Source organism: Symplocastrum torsivum (genome assembly GCF_059505465.1).
The window spans coordinates 33,016-51,412 of the sequence record NZ_JCACKQ010000135.1 but is presented as its reverse complement, the minus strand read 5'-3'; the positions used below and the strand labels follow the sequence as shown (position 1 = coordinate 51,412).

At 44.9% G+C, this 18,397-nt stretch carries 10 protein-coding genes; 5 read left to right on the top strand and 5 right to left on the bottom strand.

Features of this window, described 5'->3' with window-relative positions; all coding sequences use genetic code 11:
• Positions 1-235 precede the first annotated feature (235 nt).
• Positions 236-1,807, top strand: a complete 1,572-nt coding sequence (locus AC5JL3_RS35415; protein ID WP_496078914.1) for a PAS domain-containing protein — start codon at positions 236-238, stop codon at positions 1,805-1,807.
• Here AC5JL3_RS35415 and AC5JL3_RS35410 read toward each other — a convergent pair.
• The 5 genes from AC5JL3_RS35410 to AC5JL3_RS35390 form a co-directional block, all read right to left on the bottom strand.
• Positions 1,793-6,976 carry a PAS domain S-box protein gene (locus AC5JL3_RS35410; RefSeq protein WP_496078913.1) on the bottom strand — a complete coding sequence of 1,728 codons (5,184 nt, stop codon included), beginning with the start codon at positions 6,974-6,976 and terminating at the stop codon, positions 1,793-1,795. The genes AC5JL3_RS35415 and AC5JL3_RS35410 overlap by 15 nt on opposite strands.
• A 22-nt stretch (positions 6,977-6,998) precedes the next feature.
• Positions 6,999-8,969, bottom strand: a complete 1,971-nt coding sequence (locus AC5JL3_RS35405; protein WP_496078912.1) for a response regulator — start codon at positions 8,967-8,969, stop codon at positions 6,999-7,001.
• Between the two features lie 168 nt (positions 8,970-9,137).
• On the bottom strand, positions 9,138-11,843 hold the full coding sequence (locus tag AC5JL3_RS35400; protein ID WP_496078911.1) for a response regulator: 2,706 nt from the start codon (positions 11,841-11,843) through the stop codon (positions 9,138-9,140).
• Positions 11,844-12,076: 233 nt separating this feature from the next.
• Entirely contained in the window at positions 12,077-12,673 is a 597-nt protein-coding gene (locus AC5JL3_RS35395) for an arsinothricin resistance N-acetyltransferase ArsN1 family B (RefSeq protein ID WP_496078910.1), read from the bottom strand.
• Positions 12,674-12,680: 7 nt separating this feature from the next.
• Positions 12,681-13,472: a class I SAM-dependent methyltransferase gene (locus AC5JL3_RS35390; protein ID WP_496078909.1), complete on the bottom strand. Its 792-nt coding sequence runs from the start codon at positions 13,470-13,472 to the stop codon at positions 12,681-12,683.
• An 80-nt stretch (positions 13,473-13,552) separates the two neighbouring features.
• Between AC5JL3_RS35390 and AC5JL3_RS35385 the strand changes: the two genes are divergently transcribed.
• The 4 genes from AC5JL3_RS35385 (at position 13,553) to AC5JL3_RS35370 (ending at position 18,277) form a co-directional block, all read left to right on the top strand.
• Complete coding sequence (locus tag AC5JL3_RS35385) at positions 13,553-14,446, top strand: CPBP family intramembrane glutamic endopeptidase (protein WP_496078908.1); 894 nt, start codon at positions 13,553-13,555, stop codon at positions 14,444-14,446.
• Positions 14,447-14,721: 275 nt separating this feature from the next.
• Positions 14,722-16,347: an ABC transporter substrate-binding protein gene (locus tag AC5JL3_RS35380; RefSeq protein WP_496078907.1), complete on the top strand. Its 1,626-nt coding sequence runs from the start codon at positions 14,722-14,724 to the stop codon at positions 16,345-16,347.
• 32 nt (positions 16,348-16,379) lie between these two features.
• Positions 16,380-17,399 carry an ABC transporter permease gene (locus tag AC5JL3_RS35375; RefSeq protein WP_496078906.1) on the top strand — a complete coding sequence of 340 codons (1,020 nt, stop codon included), beginning with the start codon at positions 16,380-16,382 and terminating at the stop codon, positions 17,397-17,399.
• Complete coding sequence (locus tag AC5JL3_RS35370; protein ID WP_496078905.1) at positions 17,396-18,277, top strand: ABC transporter permease; 882 nt, start codon at positions 17,396-17,398, stop codon at positions 18,275-18,277. Before AC5JL3_RS35375 ends, AC5JL3_RS35370 begins: the two co-directional genes overlap by 4 nt.
• Positions 18,278-18,397: the final 120 nt, after the last annotated feature.

The window sequence follows — 18,397 nt, the reverse complement described above, 5'->3', positions numbered from 1 at the left end:
TAATATGACAACGTAACGATAAAAACTAGAGCGTGTTTTCAAACTTTATTGACTTCGTTTATGTCAGTGGATATCCTCCTAAATCCTCCTTAAAAAGGGGGACTTTGATTGAATCCTCCCCCCTTTTTAAGGTCGGAGCTTTAGTGAGGAGCTGGGGGGATCTAAATTTAACGGGGAAGGCAGGAAAACACGCCCTAGCCATAGACCTAATACTACAGCCTATATACTCCTACCTATGCGAACTAGCACACAAATTAAGGCAGAGATTGAAGAGCGATTTGGCTTTTTTCCTCCCTTCTTTGAGCCAGCTCTTTCCACTCCAGATATATTGGAAAACCTCTGGCAGCAGACTCTCTCTGCCTATGTCAACAATCCCCTACCAGCGATTTTCAAAGAAACGCTGTTTGCTTACCTATCGCGCTATTGCTCGGTTCCTTACTGCATTGTCTGCCATTCTTGTGCGTTGCGACCGTTGGGAATACTGGGTAAGGATGTGCTGAAGTTGATTGCACAGCCACCACCAAAGACACCGCAAGATCTAGATACAGAATTAGAAACGCTTAGCCAGCAGCCAATTCCTCTCTACAAACCGGATTCTGATGCATCAAATGATCTCGCATCGGATTCATCTGTCGAGCAAAGCCTATGGCGCTGTTCAGTTTTTGTGTTTCTTCAGCCTTCCCAAGCCCAAGAGTGTCGTGCCCAACTGCGTCAGCTTCTGGGGGATGTGATGTACGCTCACTTAGTCGCTTTTCTCAGTTATGTCAAACTCTGCCACCAGTGGGTAGAAAGCTATCCTGAGCTATCCTTTGAAGCCGATAAACGCGCTCAGTTACATTTGGCTCCACTGCTTCAGGAAGAACCGTTCCTCGAAAAATTTTTTCAAAACTACAACACAACGTTCAAAGAAGAACGCCTGAACCGAGAAGCCGAATTAGCCAATCAGGTTATCAAGTTGCAGCAGTTAAGCAGGAAACTGCAAGAGAGCGAAGAACGATTTCGTCGGGCGATTGTCAATGCTCCTTTCCCAATGATCATTCATGCAGAAGATGGGGAAATTCTACAAACTAACCAAGTCTGGACTGAGTTGACAGGCTACACCCATGAGGAAATTCCGACGATTGCTGAATGGACGGAACGTGCCTATGGGGAACACAAGGACGTTGTGCGGGCGTTCATTGCTGGGTTATATGAACTTAATGATCGGCTGGAAGACGGGGAATTTACCATTACCACTAAGGACGGCAGTCGCCGAATCTGGAGCTTCAGTTGCGCTCCCCTAGGGACATTACCGGATGAAAGACGAATCGTGCTTTCGATCGCAAAAGATATTACCCAAGGAAAACAAGAAGAAGAGGAACTAAAGAAAAATCAAGAAAGACGCTTTCGTGCTGTCTTCAATCAGTCGTTTCAGTTTACTGGACTGCTGACACCACAGGGCATTCTCCTAGAAGCCAATCAGACGGCTTTAGACTTTGGAAAATTTCAGGCGGAGGACGTGATTGGACATCCGTTCTGGGAAACACCGTGGTGGACGTATTCCTTAGAAGCTCAGCAACGTTTACAAGATGCGATCGCACGCGCCGCTATAGGGGAGTTTGTCCGTTACGAAGTTGAACACCCAGGTTTTGGAGAGACAACAGCTATCCTCGACTTCTCAATAAAGCCTGTAAAAGATGAAAACGGCAACGTCATCCTCCTAATTTCTGAAGGGCGCAATATCACAGAGTACAAGCAGATTGAAAGAGCGTTGCGAGAGAGCGAGGCAAAGTTACAAGCAATTTTAGATCACTCAACAACTTTTTAAGTCATTTTGGGGTAAGGTAAGTGATGAATCTTCGCTGTAGATGTAACGAACTCCCAGGTGTTCAGCAATCTTTGCAAACAGGATTTCTTCTTGGAATGGTTTACGAATGAAGTCATCACAACCTGCTTTTAAGATGGCTTCTCGCTGTTCGTCAAAGGCACTGGCAGTTAGGGCAATAATGACAGTCTCTTGACCATTTGGCATTTGCTTAATTATTTGAGTTGCCTCATAGCCATCCATAACTGGCATTTGAATATCCATCAAGATTAGATGGGGTTGCCAACTTTGCCACACAGCTACAGCTTCTTGACCATCAACGACTTCACGAACTTCAAAGCCCAAAGGTTGGAGTAGTTTCACAAGTAGGAGGCGGTTTACTCTTGAATCCTCAACGATCAAAACTCGATAAATCGGTTGATTTGGCACCAAACCGATCACTCGCTGTCGAGGAACGCTTGCCTTTACATCTATTACCTTTACTGCACGAACTTTGATATCGAAGCTAAAAATTGACCCTCTACCTGGTTGACTACTAACGTTAATATCGCCCCCAATTAATCGGACAAATTCTCGGCTAATGGGTAACCCCAAGCCAGTTCCTTCCATAGACTCGTATCCTGTCCGGGTTTGCACAAAAGGGTCAAATAAGGAATCGAGTTCTGATGAGGCAATACCTTGCCCTGTGTCTTCGATCTCGAAGAGGAGGGATTGGGAATTGGGAATTGGGGATTGGGAATTGGGAATTGGGAATTGGGAATTGGAGGATGGAGGGGGGGAGGTATTAGAAAATCTTTCTTGCCGCCAGTTTCTAGTCCCTAGTTGCACACGCAGTGTGACACTACCTTGTTGAGTAAATTTAATGGCGTTACCCAGCAGGTTAATCAGGATTTGACGGAGTTTACTTTCATCGGTTTGAACGTATTGGGGAATATCGTTAGAACACAAAAAGGTGAGCTGCAATCCTTTAGATTGGGCTTTGAGTTGCAGCATCTTTTCAATTGAGTTGAGTAGCCCATAAAAATCAAAGCTGTTTTCATTTAAAGTCACCTGACCTGCTTCAATTTTGGACATTGAAAGAATGTCATTAATCAGAGTTAGCAAATGTTCCCCACTCCGATTAATGATTCCTAAATGTTCTCGCTGTTCTGGTTCCAAAGAATTGTTATGAGCCAGTATTTGGCTAAAGCCTAGGATGGCATTGAGAGGAGTTCGCAGTTCATGACTCATGGAGGCGAGGAAGGCACTTTTGGCGCGGTTTGCAACTTCTGCGGCTTCTTTTGCTTGTCGTAGTTCTTCCTCTGTTTCCTTAAGGTAGGTAATGTCTGTTGAGGAGCCTACAATACCTCGGACTTGACCGTCAGTATCTATGAATGGACTAACAATTGTCTTGTACCATCGGCTTTCACCGTAACAGTTTGTAATTGCTTCGGCAGGGATGATTTTGGGTTGGAGAGTCGTCATTACTTCCTGATTATTCATCAGGAATTCTTTGGACTGAGCGGGATTGCTATTAAAGTCGCTATCTCGCTTGCCCAACATTTCCTTTACTGTTTTGCCATAGATGGCGGCACCTGCTTGGTTGATGGTTAGTATATGTCCCTGTTTGTCTTTCACAAAGATAGAAGAAGGAACAACGTCAATAACCTGACGCAGAAATTCCTGCTGTGCTTTGAGTTCTGCTTCTGCTTGCTTGCGCTGGATGATTAGGGAGGCGAGCCTTGCTAGGGACTCAATTACTTCCAACTCTCGTTTGTCAGGCGATCGCACTTCGGTAAAATACATGGCAAATGTGCCTAGCACCTTGCCTGTATCCGACAAAATTGGCTCAGACCAGCAAGCTCTGAAACCATAAGATAAGGCACAATCTTTAAAAGCAGCCCACAAGGGATTGGTCGCGATATCTTCAACAATTACAGGTTTGGCAAAATAAGCAGCCGTGCCACAGGAACCGATATTTGCTCCGATAGGGAGTGGATTGATCGCTTTTACCCAAGCTTCGGGGAGCTTCGGATTGACATAAGGACGTAAATACTTACCGTCTTCGGAAGCTAAACAGATTGAGGAGCAAAGTTTTGGTGTGAGTTCATCAATCTGGGTAGTTAATTCCAGCAAAATGTCCTGCAATGATCTGCCTTGTGTGACCATCTTCAGGACTGTGTTCTGGGTCTTCTCCAACAACTGTCTTTGCTGACGCTCCGTGATATCCACTGCCATGGAAGCTAGTCCAATAACGGCACCATTCTCATCTAGCAGCAATGTGTTATACCACTCACAGATGATCGTTCGACCGGATGCCGTGAGGTTTTCGGTAATACTATGAAAACCGCCTTGCCCGGTCAGAAGTTGCTCGTAGAGCCTCTTGATTTCCCCTCTATTAGGTTTCGGGACGAGGAGTTGCCCCCCATGCTTACCGATCGCTTCTGTTGCCTTGTAGCCAAATATTGCTTCAGCCGCTTGGTTCCAGGAAACGATTTCTCCCTTGGTATCCCATTCAATAACAGCAAGGGGAGTATTTTGGACTAAAAAGGAGAGTTTTTGCTGTTGAGACCTCAGGAGTTCTTCAGCAAGCTTGCGATCGCTAATGTCTTGATGAGAACCAACCATTCGCACAGGGTTGCCAGCTTCATCCCAGAGTGCTTGTCCTCTTGCCAAAATCCATTTATAGCTGCCGTCAGAACCGCGTAGGCGATACTCAATAAGGTACTGGTGAGACTTTTTATCGAGGTAAGCCTGCAAGCAGTCGATCACCCGGTCAAGATCATCTGGATGTACACGAGTCTGCCATTCGTCAATGTGGGGACTAATTTCAGCGTCTTGATAGCCCAGCATTTCCTTCCATCGGCTAGAGAAGAAAACATCACTCGTGCTGATGTTCCAGTCCCAAATCCCGTCATTGTTGCCTTCAAGGGCTAATTGCCAGCGTTCTTCACTTTTCTTGAGTGCTGACTCGGCTTGTTGGCGAACTCGGATTTCTGCTTGTAACTGCTGATTTTGCCGATCCAGTTCAATCCGTCGCTGTGTCTCCTGTTCGAGGAGATTGGCTTGCGCGATCGCAATTCCCATTTGAGCGGCAACTGCTTCTAATAATGCAATCTCCTCGTTTGTCCAGTGACGGAAGCGATCATACTGATGAATACCAATCGCTCCATTCGGTTTCCCCTGATAGGAAGTCCGGACTACCAGCATCGACTTTAAACCTAGCTGACGACACAAAGGAGCTGCTGCTGCTAAGAGAGGGTCGCTCATGACATCATCAGATGCGATCGCTGAGTCTCGATCTAACATCAACTCAGCATGAGGATTGCCCATCACTGGGATTTCTCTGCTTAAGATTGATTCCAATTCAGGTTGCTTGTACTCAGCGACCAAAGGGATTTGAGGACTTGGGTTTTCAATGTGGGTATGAATCAGGCAACGATTGACCCCAAAAGCCTCACCAATTTGGGTGGCGGCAGTTTGAAAGACTTGCTCTGGATTCAAGCTAGAGCGAATTTCTTGAGTAATATGGCTCAGCAATAACACTCGCTGGATTTGCCGATCAAGCTCGGCTTGTGCTGTCGCAAGTTCAATCTCTACCTGCTTGCGCTGGGTGATATCGACCCAATACCCGACACCCTCAATTGCGTTGCCTGCCTCGTCATAGACGAGTTTCAGCTCATCATAGATCCAGCGATAGGTGCCGTCTTTGTGCAAAAAGCGGTATTCATGGGAGTGATATCCTTTTTCAAATAGATGTGAGAGTTCTGCCAGGACGCGCTCAATATCTTCTGGATGGATATGGTTAAACCAGAATCCGGAATCTTCAAGAAATTCTTTCGCCTCGTAGCCCGTTACTGAGGTAACGTTATCACTGATCCAAGTTGCTCTATAGTCGCCCGATAGTTGGCAACTATAAATAATTGCTGGGCTGGAGATGAGCAGGGATTTTAAACGTTCAGTTACGATTTGAAGCTCGTTTTCTGCTTGCTTGCGTTCGGTAATGTCAGTCTGAACACCAATGAAGTTTGTCAAGCAACCAGTTACATCTCGAACCGGGGTAATCCAAAATTCATTCCAGAACAGGGTGCCATCTTTACGATAGTTACGCAGAATAAATTGACCTTCTCTACCTTCAGCAATTGCACCTCGTAGTTCTTTAATCGCGGGTTGAGAAGTATCTATTCCCTGCAAGAAACGACAGCTTGTGCCGAGTACTTCCTCTCGTTGGTAGCCCGTCATCTTCTCAAACCCAGAATTGACGTAAATCACTGGATTATCATGCGCTTGAGCATCACTAATGATGATGCCATTGTTCGAGGCTGCGATCGCTCTTTCTAGAAGTTGTAAACGTTCAAGTGTCTGCTTACGTTCAGTGATATCTCGTCCTTCTGGAATCAGCAAGACAACGTTACCTGTTTCATCAAATACGGGTTTTAGAGAGAAGTCAACCGTGGCGACTCTATCCCCAACACCCCTAACATCAACTTCATAACGCACAAACTCACCTTGAGCAGCAGATGCGATCGCGTGCTTTAATTGATTCTGTGTTTCTTGTGAAAGTGTCCACCACCGCGCTTCCCAAAACGGCTTGCCAGCAATATCACCATGCCCAATCCCACCAAAATGTAATGCTGTTTGGTTGATTTCTATTATTGTGCCGTCTGGTAATAGTAGCCCGGTAAACTGAAAGGTATTGTTAAAAATAGCTCGGAATTTCCTCTCGCTCTCCCGCAGCGAGGACTCTGTTCGTTTGCGAACCTCTATTTCCTGTTGCAGTTGGATATTTTGCTCTTTAAGAAGCTTCGGGAGCCTTTGCAGGGTGAGTTGAGTTTCTATACGGGCGAGAACTTCTTGGGCCTGAAACGGTTTGGTGATGTAATCTACACCTCCAATAGCAAAGGCTTTAACTTTATTGAGTTCTTCGTGGAGAGCGCTCAAAAAAATTACAGGAATTTCACGGGTTTGAGGGATGGCTTTCAACTTTTGACAAACTTCATAGCCATCCATTTGAGGCATGATAATATCAAGCAAAATCAAATCTGGAAGAGCATCCATCGCTGCATTCAAAGCTAGCTGTCCAGAAATGGCTCGTTGAACTTTATACCCTCGGTTGGTTAGGATTTTGGATAAAAAGTGCAGGTTACTCGACTTGTCATCGACAATTAATATTTTTATTTCTTGATTATCCATAAATCCTATCAATCCTCAATCTTTAACGACTAGAATTCAATGAATCCATAACGGATTGAGCTAAACGGACGATCTCATCAAAACGAAAATCATTAGCTAAATCATTTAGAGCTTCAGCTAAAGGGGCAGAAGTCTCTGGAATTTGCTCGATTAGAGCCAAAACAGACTCTTCCCTAAGTGTATTCGCTGCCTGATATAGACTGGCTATCCAGTCGGGGGGCATCTCTGCTAATTTATTTAAGAAAAAGGAATCCTGTTTTCTTCCAGCATTGAATTTTCGAGGTGCTGTTATTGATTGATGCAGATTTTCATAAAGATATAGAACTTCCAAATGTTGACTAATTTTTTCAAAAATTATTTCTTCACTAAATGGTTTATGCACCAAATCGTCGGCACCAGTGGCTAAAATTTCTCCTCGCTTCTCTTCAAAGACGCTAGCTGTGACGACAATGATAATCGTAGCCTGACGGAATTGGCTATTGGAAGATATGGATTCTTCAGTATATCTTGCTGTATCCCAACAATCTATAAGTGCCTTCTCCTTGGCTCGTATCTGTCTTATTGCCTCTAACCCACTCATGACAGGCATCCGTGTATCCATAAAAACCAGGTGAGGTTGCCAACTTTCCCAAATAGTAAGTCCTTCTAAACCATTCGTCGCTTCACGCACTTCAAAACTTAAGGGTTCGAGCAGCTTGACTAACAGTAAACGGTTAGCCTTAGTATCATCAACTACAAGAATTCGATGCATTTCTCGACCGGGTTCTAAGCCAATTACTCGCTGATGGGGTTGACTTGTGACTTGAGATAAATCAGCCTCAGATAATTTAATAGTAAATTGAAACGTTGTTCCCTCACCCAAAACACTGCTAACCCGAATCTCTCCTCCCATTAGCTCTACAAAGTTTTTGGTAATTGCTAAACCTAAGCCAGTTCCTCCAGCAGTTGCCCGACCTGCTGAAGTTTGCACAAAGGCATCAAATAAAGTCTCAATTTCTTCTGGAGCAATTCCTAGACCTGTATCGCTAACTGAAAACTGAAGCGAGGATTCTGATTTCTTACTCTTGCCTACAGTAAGAGTAACACCACCATAGTTAGTAAATTTGATAGCATTTGAGAGGAGATTAAGTAAGCAACTTCGTAGCTTTTGTTCGTCAGTTCTGATGTACTGGGGAACATTAGGGGAGACAATAACTATAAAATCTAAATTCTTTTGTTCAGTTTGAATTTGAAAAAGGTCTTCAATATTGTCAAGAAGACGGTATAAATCAAAGCTCTTTTGATTGAGGTCAATTAGCCCTGCCTCAATTTTAGACAAGTCTAAAATATCATCAATTAATTCTAGTAAATGCTCACCACTCCCATTAATAATTTCTAGAAACTCACGCTGTTCAGCGGTTAGTTGAGAATTCCGGTTCATTAATTGAGTAAACCCCAGGATGGCATTGAGAGGGGTACGGAGTTCATGGCTCATATTCGCAAGAAATTCACTTTTAGCCTGATTAGCAGCAGCGGCAGCTTGTTCAGCTTTCTGTCGTTCTTGGATTTCTTTCTGTAGCTGTTTATTTTGTTCTTGAAGTTGATTTTGTTTTTCTTGGAGTTGTGTAGAGAGCAGCTGAATCATTAGTTGGTGTTCAATCCGAGCTAAAACCTCTTCAACATGAAAAGGTTTAGTGATGTAATCTACGCCACCAACTTGAAAGGCTCGCACTTTATCTATTACTTCATCTAGGGCACTGATAAAAATTACCGGAATGTCACGAGTTTGCTCATCTGCTTTCAATCGTTCACAAACCTCATAGCCATCCATTTCTGGCATTTTGATATCAAGTAAAATCAAATCGGGCGGAGATGATCGTGCTGTTCTAATTGCCATTTGACCTTTAGCCGCACCTCGAACTTTATATCCTTGTGTAGATAAAGTATTGGACAAGAGCTGGAGATTTTCTAAGGTGTCATCAACAATTAAAATATTTCCTTTGTTACTGTTCATTTCTCGCTTTTCGGTTGATTTGAGCTAAGAGGATGTCTGAAAAGTCATAATCGAAACGCTTAAACGGTAGCGATCCCCCTAAGTCCCCCTTAAAAAGGGGGACTTTGAGAAGATCTCCCCCCTTAAAAAGGAGGGCTGGGGGGGATCTAAATCAACTTTTGACACTTCTCAGACATCCTCTACGGCTTTATTGTTAGTATCTTCAATTAACTGAATAATTTGGTCACAACGAAAGCTATTAACCCAATCGATTAGAGTTTCGCGTAAAAAAGTATGATTTGAGGGAATTTGTTCAAGAAGTTGAAAAATCTGTTCATTATCAATCAAATCAGCGGCTTGATAAAGTTTGCTGACCCATTCCGTTGGCATTGTAGTGAGAGATTCCGGCAATGATGCACCAGTCTTTATTTCTTGCAAGGGAGATGATAATTCTTCATAAACATAGCTCACACCTAAGTATTGAGCCATTTTGTCAAAGATGACAGCTTCGCGAAAAGGCTTGCGGACAAAATCGTCACAGCCTGCGGATAAAATAACAGCGCGTTCTTCTTCTAAGATACTGGCTGTTAGGGCAATAATTGCTGTCGCCTGACCTTTCAAATGGGCTTTAATGTGTTTAGTCGCTTCATAGCCATCCATCACAGGCATCCGCATATCCATCCAAATCAGGTGCGGTTCAAAGCGTTCCCAAATTGCGATCGCTTCTTTGCCATTACTCGCTTCTTTTGTTTCAAAACCAAGGGGATTGAGCAATCTCAGCAACAGTTGGCGATTGCTCCATTTATCATCAACAATCAGGATACGGTAACTCTGTTGGTTAGGTGCTAAGGCAACAACACGGCGTGTTGGTTGTTTGTCTTCAATAATATCTGTAGCCGTGACTATGCTGATTTTGATGTCAAATTTGAAGGTTGTACCGCGTCCCAGTTCACTCGTAATCTGAATCTCTCCCCCCATCAATTGAACAAATTGCCGAGCAATTGATAACCCTAAGCCAGTACCCTCTTGGGACTCTATCCCAGCTTGGCTTTGCACAAAGGCTTCAAAAATACTTTCTAATTCCTCTGGAGCAATGCCTATTCCCGTATCTTCAACCTCGAAAAGTAGGGAGTACGGGGTTGAAGACTTCTCTTGTCCATTCCCGATTCCCGATTCCCCAATTCCCAATTCCCAATTTCCCTTTCCCACCCTTACCCACACTGCGCCTTCTTGCGTAAACTTAAGAGCATTATTGAGTAAGTTAATCAAAACTTGTCGTAGTTTGACTTGATCAGTGCGAATGTATTGGGGAACATCGGCATTGCACTCAACAACCAACTGTAAATCTTGTGCATCCGCTTTGACTTGAAACATATCTTCCAAGTCATCCAGTAATTGATACAAGTCAAAGTTACTTTCGTTGAGGGTAATTCGTCCGGCTTCAATTTTGGACAAATCTAGAACATTGTTGATTAGGGTAAGCAGGTGTTCGCCACTGCGGTTAATGATGCTGACATTTTCCTGTTGTTCAGGATTTAGGCTGTGGCTGCGAGTTAAGAGTTGTGAAAAGCCAAGAATTGCGTTGAGGGGGGAGCGAAGTTCATGGCTCATATTGGCAAGAAACGTGCTTTTGGCACGGTTGGCGGCTTCAGCAGCTTCTTTTGCTTCTTGTAATGCCGCTTCGGCAAGCTTACGAGTGCTAATGTTTCGTGCTACCCAGATTGCGGAATCGTGCGGCATTGGTGAGATGCTGGCAGAGAACCACAACTGCTCGTCTGCTAGGGGTAGCCTGTAGTCAAAATTGACAATCTGTTGTGTCTCAATCGCTTGCCGAACTTTGCTAAACCACGTCTCGCTTGTTTCTGGAAGAAAAAATTGTTCAATAGTGAGGCTGATTAAGTCAGTATCAGCATTGTACAAGCGGCTTGGGTTAGTTGGAGCAACTTCGATTGCGCCTTGCTCATCAACCACGATTACAACATCAGTCATCGCTTCAAAGATGGCGCGGATTTTCTCTTCAGACTGGCGTAGTTTTTCCTCAAGTAAATGGCGATCGGTAGTGTCACGCGCTACCCAAATTACGGCATTATCCTCAATGGGTGAAATACTAGCACTAGACCATACTTCTTTCCCTTCAATGATCAGGCTGTACTCAACGTTTATAGTTTGCCGAGTGTTTAGTGTTTGTTGGATATACCCCAGAAAGATATCGGCTTGCTCTTTTTCAAATACTTCATGCAAGGTTTTACCGATTTTAGTATCAGCAGGTTTGTAGAGCATTGCTGGATTACTAGAAGCAATTTTTAGATGTCGTCCTTGGGCATCAAAAACGAAGATTAATTCTGTCATTGCAGCAAATATACCCCGCATTTCTGCCTCAGCTTGTGCTAATTCAGCAGTGCGTTCAGCAACTTTTTGTTCTAGGGCTGTGTTTAATTGTTCAAGTTCAGTATTGATTTTTTTAAGGGTTTCATTAGCTTGTGCTAATTGTTGCCTCTGAGCATAGCAGCGCAAAGCTTCTGTAACCGTCAAATTGAGGTCGGTAGAGTCCCACGGCTTAGCAATGTAACGATAGAGGCTAGCAAAATTGACGGCATTAGCTACCGCTTCGACACTGGCTTGTCCAGTCAATAGTATCTTCAACGTTTTGGGATAGTGAGTATGAATCTGTATCAAGAGTTCATCTCCTTTCATCCCTGGCATGATTTGGTCAGAGATAATCAGAGGAATTTCAATGTCCTCTTCTTTTAATTCGGCACAAATCTCTAGGGCTTCCTGACTACTTTCTGCCAGTTCAATTTCATAATCATTACCCAAGTGTTGAATGAGTTGATCTCTAAGACTAACGAGTACAACTCTTTCATCATCCACACAGATAATTGTTGGTTTAGCCATTCTTTCCCTCCAACCCAGATTTGAGGGTTTCGATTAATGTTGTATTGTTCTAAGGCGCTTGTTGGTAGCAAGGAAAATTGGCATCCTGATAGGTTCGTTCAATTGCCACCTAATCTGTTTATTCTGTCAGTATGCACTATAGCTTTCGGAAGTTGGAGGAAAAAGGGAAAGGTAGTAAAAGTCTCTTTTCCCTTCCCCTTTAACCTTTTCCCTAATAACACCGTAAGACGTACTCAAACTTGCAGTAGAGAGAGTCCACTGCTTAACACCTTCTGCCAGTGCGCTGAATTTTGAACCTCGTTTAGTAGCAAGGGTGGCTGCACAGGCGAAGCGCGATCGCGTTGTAGTGAGAGTTGCCACCAACCCACATCATGCCAAGTTCCAAATTTATAGCCAGTCAAACGGTAGACACCCACTGGCACAAAACCAACAGCCTCATGTAGTGCAACGCTTGCTGGGTTTGGTAAGGTAACTCCTGCATAGACGTTGTAGAAACCTTGCAGTTGCAGCAGCTTCATCAGGGATGTATATAAGGCTTTGCCCACCCTTTTCCTTCTGTAGGCGGCATTGACATAGACCGATGACTCAACAGACCATTGATAAGCGGCACGTTGGCGATGTTTACTCGCATAGGCATAACCCCAGACTTCCCCGTCAATTTCGCAAACTAGCCAAGGCATCTGTTCTAGATTACTGAGGATACGCTGTCGAAATTCCTCTTCAGTGGGTGGTGTTAGTTCAAAGGAAATCGGTGTCTCGCGCACAATTGGAGCATAAATTGACAAACATTGTTGGGCATCGCCCTCGTTGGCTAGCCGAATTGCATTCATGACGGCTTTACACCTCTTGTCTTGCTGCTATTTGTTGTTCCTTTGGCTTCTCAAACACCATCAAATGCTGCTGCGGTAGAAAGTGTTTAGTTTCTAACCATTGCAACCCTACCGTCTGCATTTCTTTACGCACTTGCTTCTGCGTCATCTTGTGGAGCGCTTTGATGAGGATAAGGGGATTTTCACGGCGATACTCAACGAGAACTACACGTCCACCCGGTTTAAGCGACTTCACAACTCCTTCCATGACTTCTTTCGGATACTCAAACTCATGGTAGGCATCCACCATCAACGCTAAGTCAACACTCTCATCTGGTAGATTAGGGTCGGTGGCACTCGCTAAAATAGGCTCAACATTAGTAATGTTGTTTTCCTGTTTCAGGAAGTTAAGGATATCAATCATCTCCGGCTGAATATCCACCGCCAGAACCTTCCCCTCTGGTACCAAGGGACTCATGCGAAAGCTGAAGTAGCCAGTACCCGCGCCAATATCAGCAACAACATGGGTTGGTTTTAAGTCAAGCGCCTCCACGACTTGCTGCGGCTGTTCAGTCACCTCTCGACTGGCGCGTTCTAGCCAAAGTGCTTCTGTATGTCCCATCACCTTAGCGATTTCTCTGCCCATGTAGAATTTGCCAATGCCATCAGAACTGTGACGCGATCGCTCCTGATATACTGTTCCCGATTCCGCAAGGGCATTAGGTTGTAGCGCACCAAAGCCAGTGAGCAACAGCCAAAGCAAGATAAAACAGATAATGACAATTACACGTAACGGCAGGGATGGATTGTTAACTTTCATGCCCTTTTGACTCCACCTGAGTTGTGTAATGAGTTCATGAAAATCTATTCTCCTACAAAGTAATTGCCACTCAACAACTGATGAACACTGATCCTAAAACGAACCCTGAGAACCCATTTTTAAAATTCAAGGCTCGCAGCCTCATCATTAGTTGTTTGTTAATCTCTTTAGCAGTTGGCTTTGTCCTTGGTCTGTTTGCTGGCTTTAGCCGCTTTAATCCTAAAGACCCTATTTTTGTTCCATTGATCTACAATCTGACGTTTATTTTACTATCAGCTTGGGCAATAAAACGCTTACGCTACTTGCAACTTGACCTCAAGCGTCTCATCGGTCAACTCCCAAATCGTTATCCCTGGTTACCAACCCTTGGCATTGTCATTGCCATCTTGCTCTTTTCACTCGGTTCAGGACAACTTTTTTATTACGCCTTGTCATTGCTTAATCCCAGCTTAGTCGAGTCACTCCTCAATCAAAAAACGTTCTACTCTGGATCGGAAACTTTTTCACCTGTACTGTACAACTTACTGATGGTTTTTACATTTCTTGTTGTAGCTCCTGTAACTGAAGAATTTCTCTTTCGAGGAATCTTGTTGCATCGCTGGACAACAAAATGGGGAATCACACCTGCACTGATTATTTCGTCAATTTTATTTGGACTTCTACACGCGAATATTGTTGGGCTGTTTGTGTTTGGGTTAATGATGGCGCTACTTTACATCAAGACTCGCACACTCATCGTCCCGATTATTTGCCATTCGCTGAACAATCTTGCAGCAATCGGGTTGGAATTAGCCTCAAGGAGTTCTAGCACAACTGAATCTATTGATACTTTGACGCAACTTCGCACCTATTGGTGGGTTGGTATTGTTTATGTCGCTTTGGCAGCGCCTTGGCTGTTTATGTTCATTTATAAAAGCTGGCCTAAACAGTCTTCAGCGATGCCATATTTTACTGATACAGATGCTATTAAATAAACTTCAGAAAGCCGTCAGCTATCAGCTTTTTTGTTTTCCTAGCTCTCTCTTGTTTCACAGACCCTGCTGTACCTCATACCGCTTAAAACTGCTATAGGGTGATTCTCGGATCAGGGAGTACATCTAGGTTTCTTGCCAATTCCCAATTCCCAATTCCCGAAAACCCAGAGTTGAATTTCTTTTGATGCCCCTACAGGGCATTGAATCTGATTCTGTTTATCGCTTTACTAAAACGTTGAAGCGATCGCTCTACGAAGGAAGTCATAAGCGTGTTTATGCCGCGTTGGTCATTAGGATTCTTACTACTTGCACAGCTACTAGCGGCTTGTGGTCCATCTGGGTCTTCCCCACAGGCTAATCAGTCAAATCAATCAACGTCAACAGGTTCTGGTTCTAAAGAGCAAATTGTCTTAGCAATTGGTGGAGAGGCGGACGAGGGCTATGACCCGACTCTCGGTTGGGGGCGCTATGGCTCTCCTTTGTTCCAGAGTACGCTACTCCGTCGCGACGAAAATCTTCAGATTGTCAACGATTTGGCAGAAAGTTACAGCGTCAGTGCAGACAAAAAAGTCTGGACGGTAAAAATTCGTGAGGATGCTAAGTTTACTGACGGTAAGCCAGTTACAGCAGAGGATGTCGCCTACACCTTCAACCAAGCGGCGAAAAGTGCCGGGTTGACTGATGTAACCGTACTCGATCAAGCCGTAGCTACAGGGAATTACGAGGTTGAATTACGTCTGAAAAAGCCACAGAGTACGTTTGTCAACCGCCTCATCACCCTAGGAATTGTCCCCAAACACGCCCATGACAAAAATTATGCACGTAAGCCTATGGGTTCTGGCCCCTACAAGTTTGTGCAGTGGGACGAGGGGCAACAGCTAATCGTTGAAGCTAACCCTGACTACTATGGTGAGAAACCGCAGTTCAAGCGTCTGGTGTTCCTGTTTACGGAAGAAGACGCTGCCTTTGCCGCAGCTAAGGCAGGACAAGCACAAGTAGCTGCTGTGCCTCAGTCTTTAGCTATCCAGAAAATTGACGGGATGAAGTTGTACGACGTTAAGAGTGTTGATAATCGCGGATTGATGTTTCCTTACATCCCAGCGAAAGATGGGAAAAAGACTCCTAAAGGCAATCCAGTTGGCAATGATGTCACAGCCGACTTAGCGATTCGTCAAGCCGTTAACTTCGCAATCGACCGGAAAGCCTTGGTTGATGGAGTGTTGGAAGGATATGGTTCTCCAGCTTATGGTCCTGTGACTGGGTTGGCTTGGGAAGAACCACAAGCGAATATTCAAGACGCACAACCTGAGCAAGCTAAGAAAATTTTGGCGGATGCTGGATGGAAAGACACGAATGGGGATGGCGTTGTTGAAAAAAATGGCTTGAAGGCAGAGTTTACGATTCTCTATCCCGCTAGTGATAGTACCCGTCAAGCTTTGGCGCTATCTGCCGCTGAGATGATTAAAGCCATTGGCATCCAGGCAAATGTTGAGGGAAAGAGTTGGGATGAGATCGAACCCTTGGCGCACAGCAACGTAATTCTTTTTGGTTGGGGTAGTCATGACCAGACGGAGATGTATAACCTCTATCACAGCTCATCAGCAAAAGGAGAGTTTAATAACGCAGGGTATTATGCTAATCCTGCCATAGACACAACCCTTGACTTAGCGATGGGCGCACCAACAGAAGCGGAAGCGATCGCATTCTGGAAAGCGGCGCAATGGGATGGACAAAAAGGTTACACCACAAAAGGGGATGCAACTTGGGCATGGTTGGTCAATTTAGATCACACCTATTTCGTCAGCAATTGCCTCGACATTGGCAAGCCCCAAATTGAGCCGCACGGACACGGTTGGCCGATTACTACCAATATCAACCAGTGGAAGTGGACTTGTAATTGAGAATTCCAGCAACAATAGATGAAAACTGACCAATGACTAATGCGATCGCTAAGCGGGATGCCCTACCATCCATTGCACAATTTATCCTGCGGAAACTACTGCGGCTAATTCTACTACTAGCAGCCGTTGCTGTATTTAGCTTTGTCTTAGTCAGTCTCTCGCCGATTGACCCAGTAAATGCCTACATCGGAGCCGATGTCTTACAAATTAGCCCAGAGCAACGAGCTTTAATCGCCGAACGCTGGGGCTTAAATGAGCCAATGACAACCCGCTTCTTTCTCTGGTTAAAGCAATTTCTCCAGGGCAACCTTGGCACCTCAATGATTTTCAACCAACCTGTCACCACTGTGATTGCTAATCGCTTCAATGCTTCGCTCCAGATGATGGCAGCCGCTTGGTTACTTTCTGGTCTTTTTGGTCTAATTCTAGGTGTCCTTGCAGGGGCTAAGGAAGGCTCACTCCTCGACCGAGCAATTCGCTTCTATGCCTATACCCTAGCTTCCAGTCCTACCTTCTGGGTGGCACTGTTGCTGTTGATTTTCTTCTCCGTTACGCTTCGAGTCACGCCAATTTGTTGTGCTGCCCCTCCCGGAGTTTTGCTCGAAGATGTCACAATCTGGCAGCGTATCCACCATTTACTACTACCTGCCCTAACCTTGAGCTTGATTGGAGTTGCTAGCATCGCGCTGCACACTCGGCAGAAATTAATTGAAGTTCTCAACAGCGATTATGCCCTGTTTGCCAGAGCGCAAGGCGAAACAACTTGGGGCTTGATTCGGCACCACGGCTTAAGAAATATTGCACTACCCGCGATTACCTTACAGTTTGCTTCACTTAGCGAGTTGTTTGGTGGTTCGGTATTAGCGGAACAAGTATTTGCCTACCCCGGTTTAGGACAAGCAACAGTCCAATCGGCACTACGCGGCGATGTCCCACTACTGATTGGCATTGTTTTTTTCAGCGCCATCTTTGTCTACACCGGAAACACGATCGCAGATATCACTTACCAAATTGTTGACCCACGTATTCGCATTGGAAAAACGGCAACATGAAGCCTTTGACTGCCCCACAGCCTGTAGCATCTAAAATTCCACGAAAACGACCATTAAAACTAGGGAATCGTCGCCAGCGCACGTTATGGACAATTGCCGTGTGCGTACTGTTTTTAGCGGCTGTAATTTTGAGTAGTCAATGGCTGGGGGATGCAGGACTAGTACCAGCCTTGCGATCGCGTAATCAGCCCCCTTCCTTCGCACACCCCTTTGGGACTGACTGGTTGGGGCGCGATATGTTGACGCGCACCCTGCACGGACTTTCCTTAAGCTTATGTATTGGCTTACTCGCTGCGGGTTGCAGTGCAGTGATTGGCACCATCCTTGGCATCCTTTCCGGCACAATTGGCGGAATCGTAGACGCTGTTATCACTTGGATTATTGATGTTTTCTTCAGTCTGCCGCACCTAGTCTTGCTGATAATGATTGCCTTTGCCGTTGGTGGTGGCACTCAAGGCGTAATTATCGCCGTTGCCCTCACCCACTGGACAAGTTTGGCAAGAATTATTCGTGCTGAAGTGCTGCAAGTCAACACCTCGGACTATGTTCAACTGTCCTATAAACTAGGGCATACGCCCTTATGGGTTGCCCGTCACCACATGCTACCCCACGTCATTCCCCAGCTACTCGTTGGGTTGATTCTCCTATTTCCCCATGCAATCTTGCATGAAGCCGCCCTTACATTTATTGGGATTGGCTTGTCGCCTCATACACCTGCGATCGGGATTATCCTGGCTGAGTCGATGCGTCACTTATCGACTGGCTATTGGTGGTTGGGGGTACTACCGGGAGCCGCTTTACTGATTGCTGTGAAAGCCTTTGACATTTTGGGTGAAAACATAAGGGCATTGATTGACCCAAAAACCAGCCAAGGATAACGTTTAATACTCATATAGCACTCGCCAAAGCGACTCTTGACTCTCGCTCTCATACTAAAACCAAGACTAGTCAATATGCATCCCTTCTGCATAAAAGCCCTCTGCCCTCTGCCTTTTACC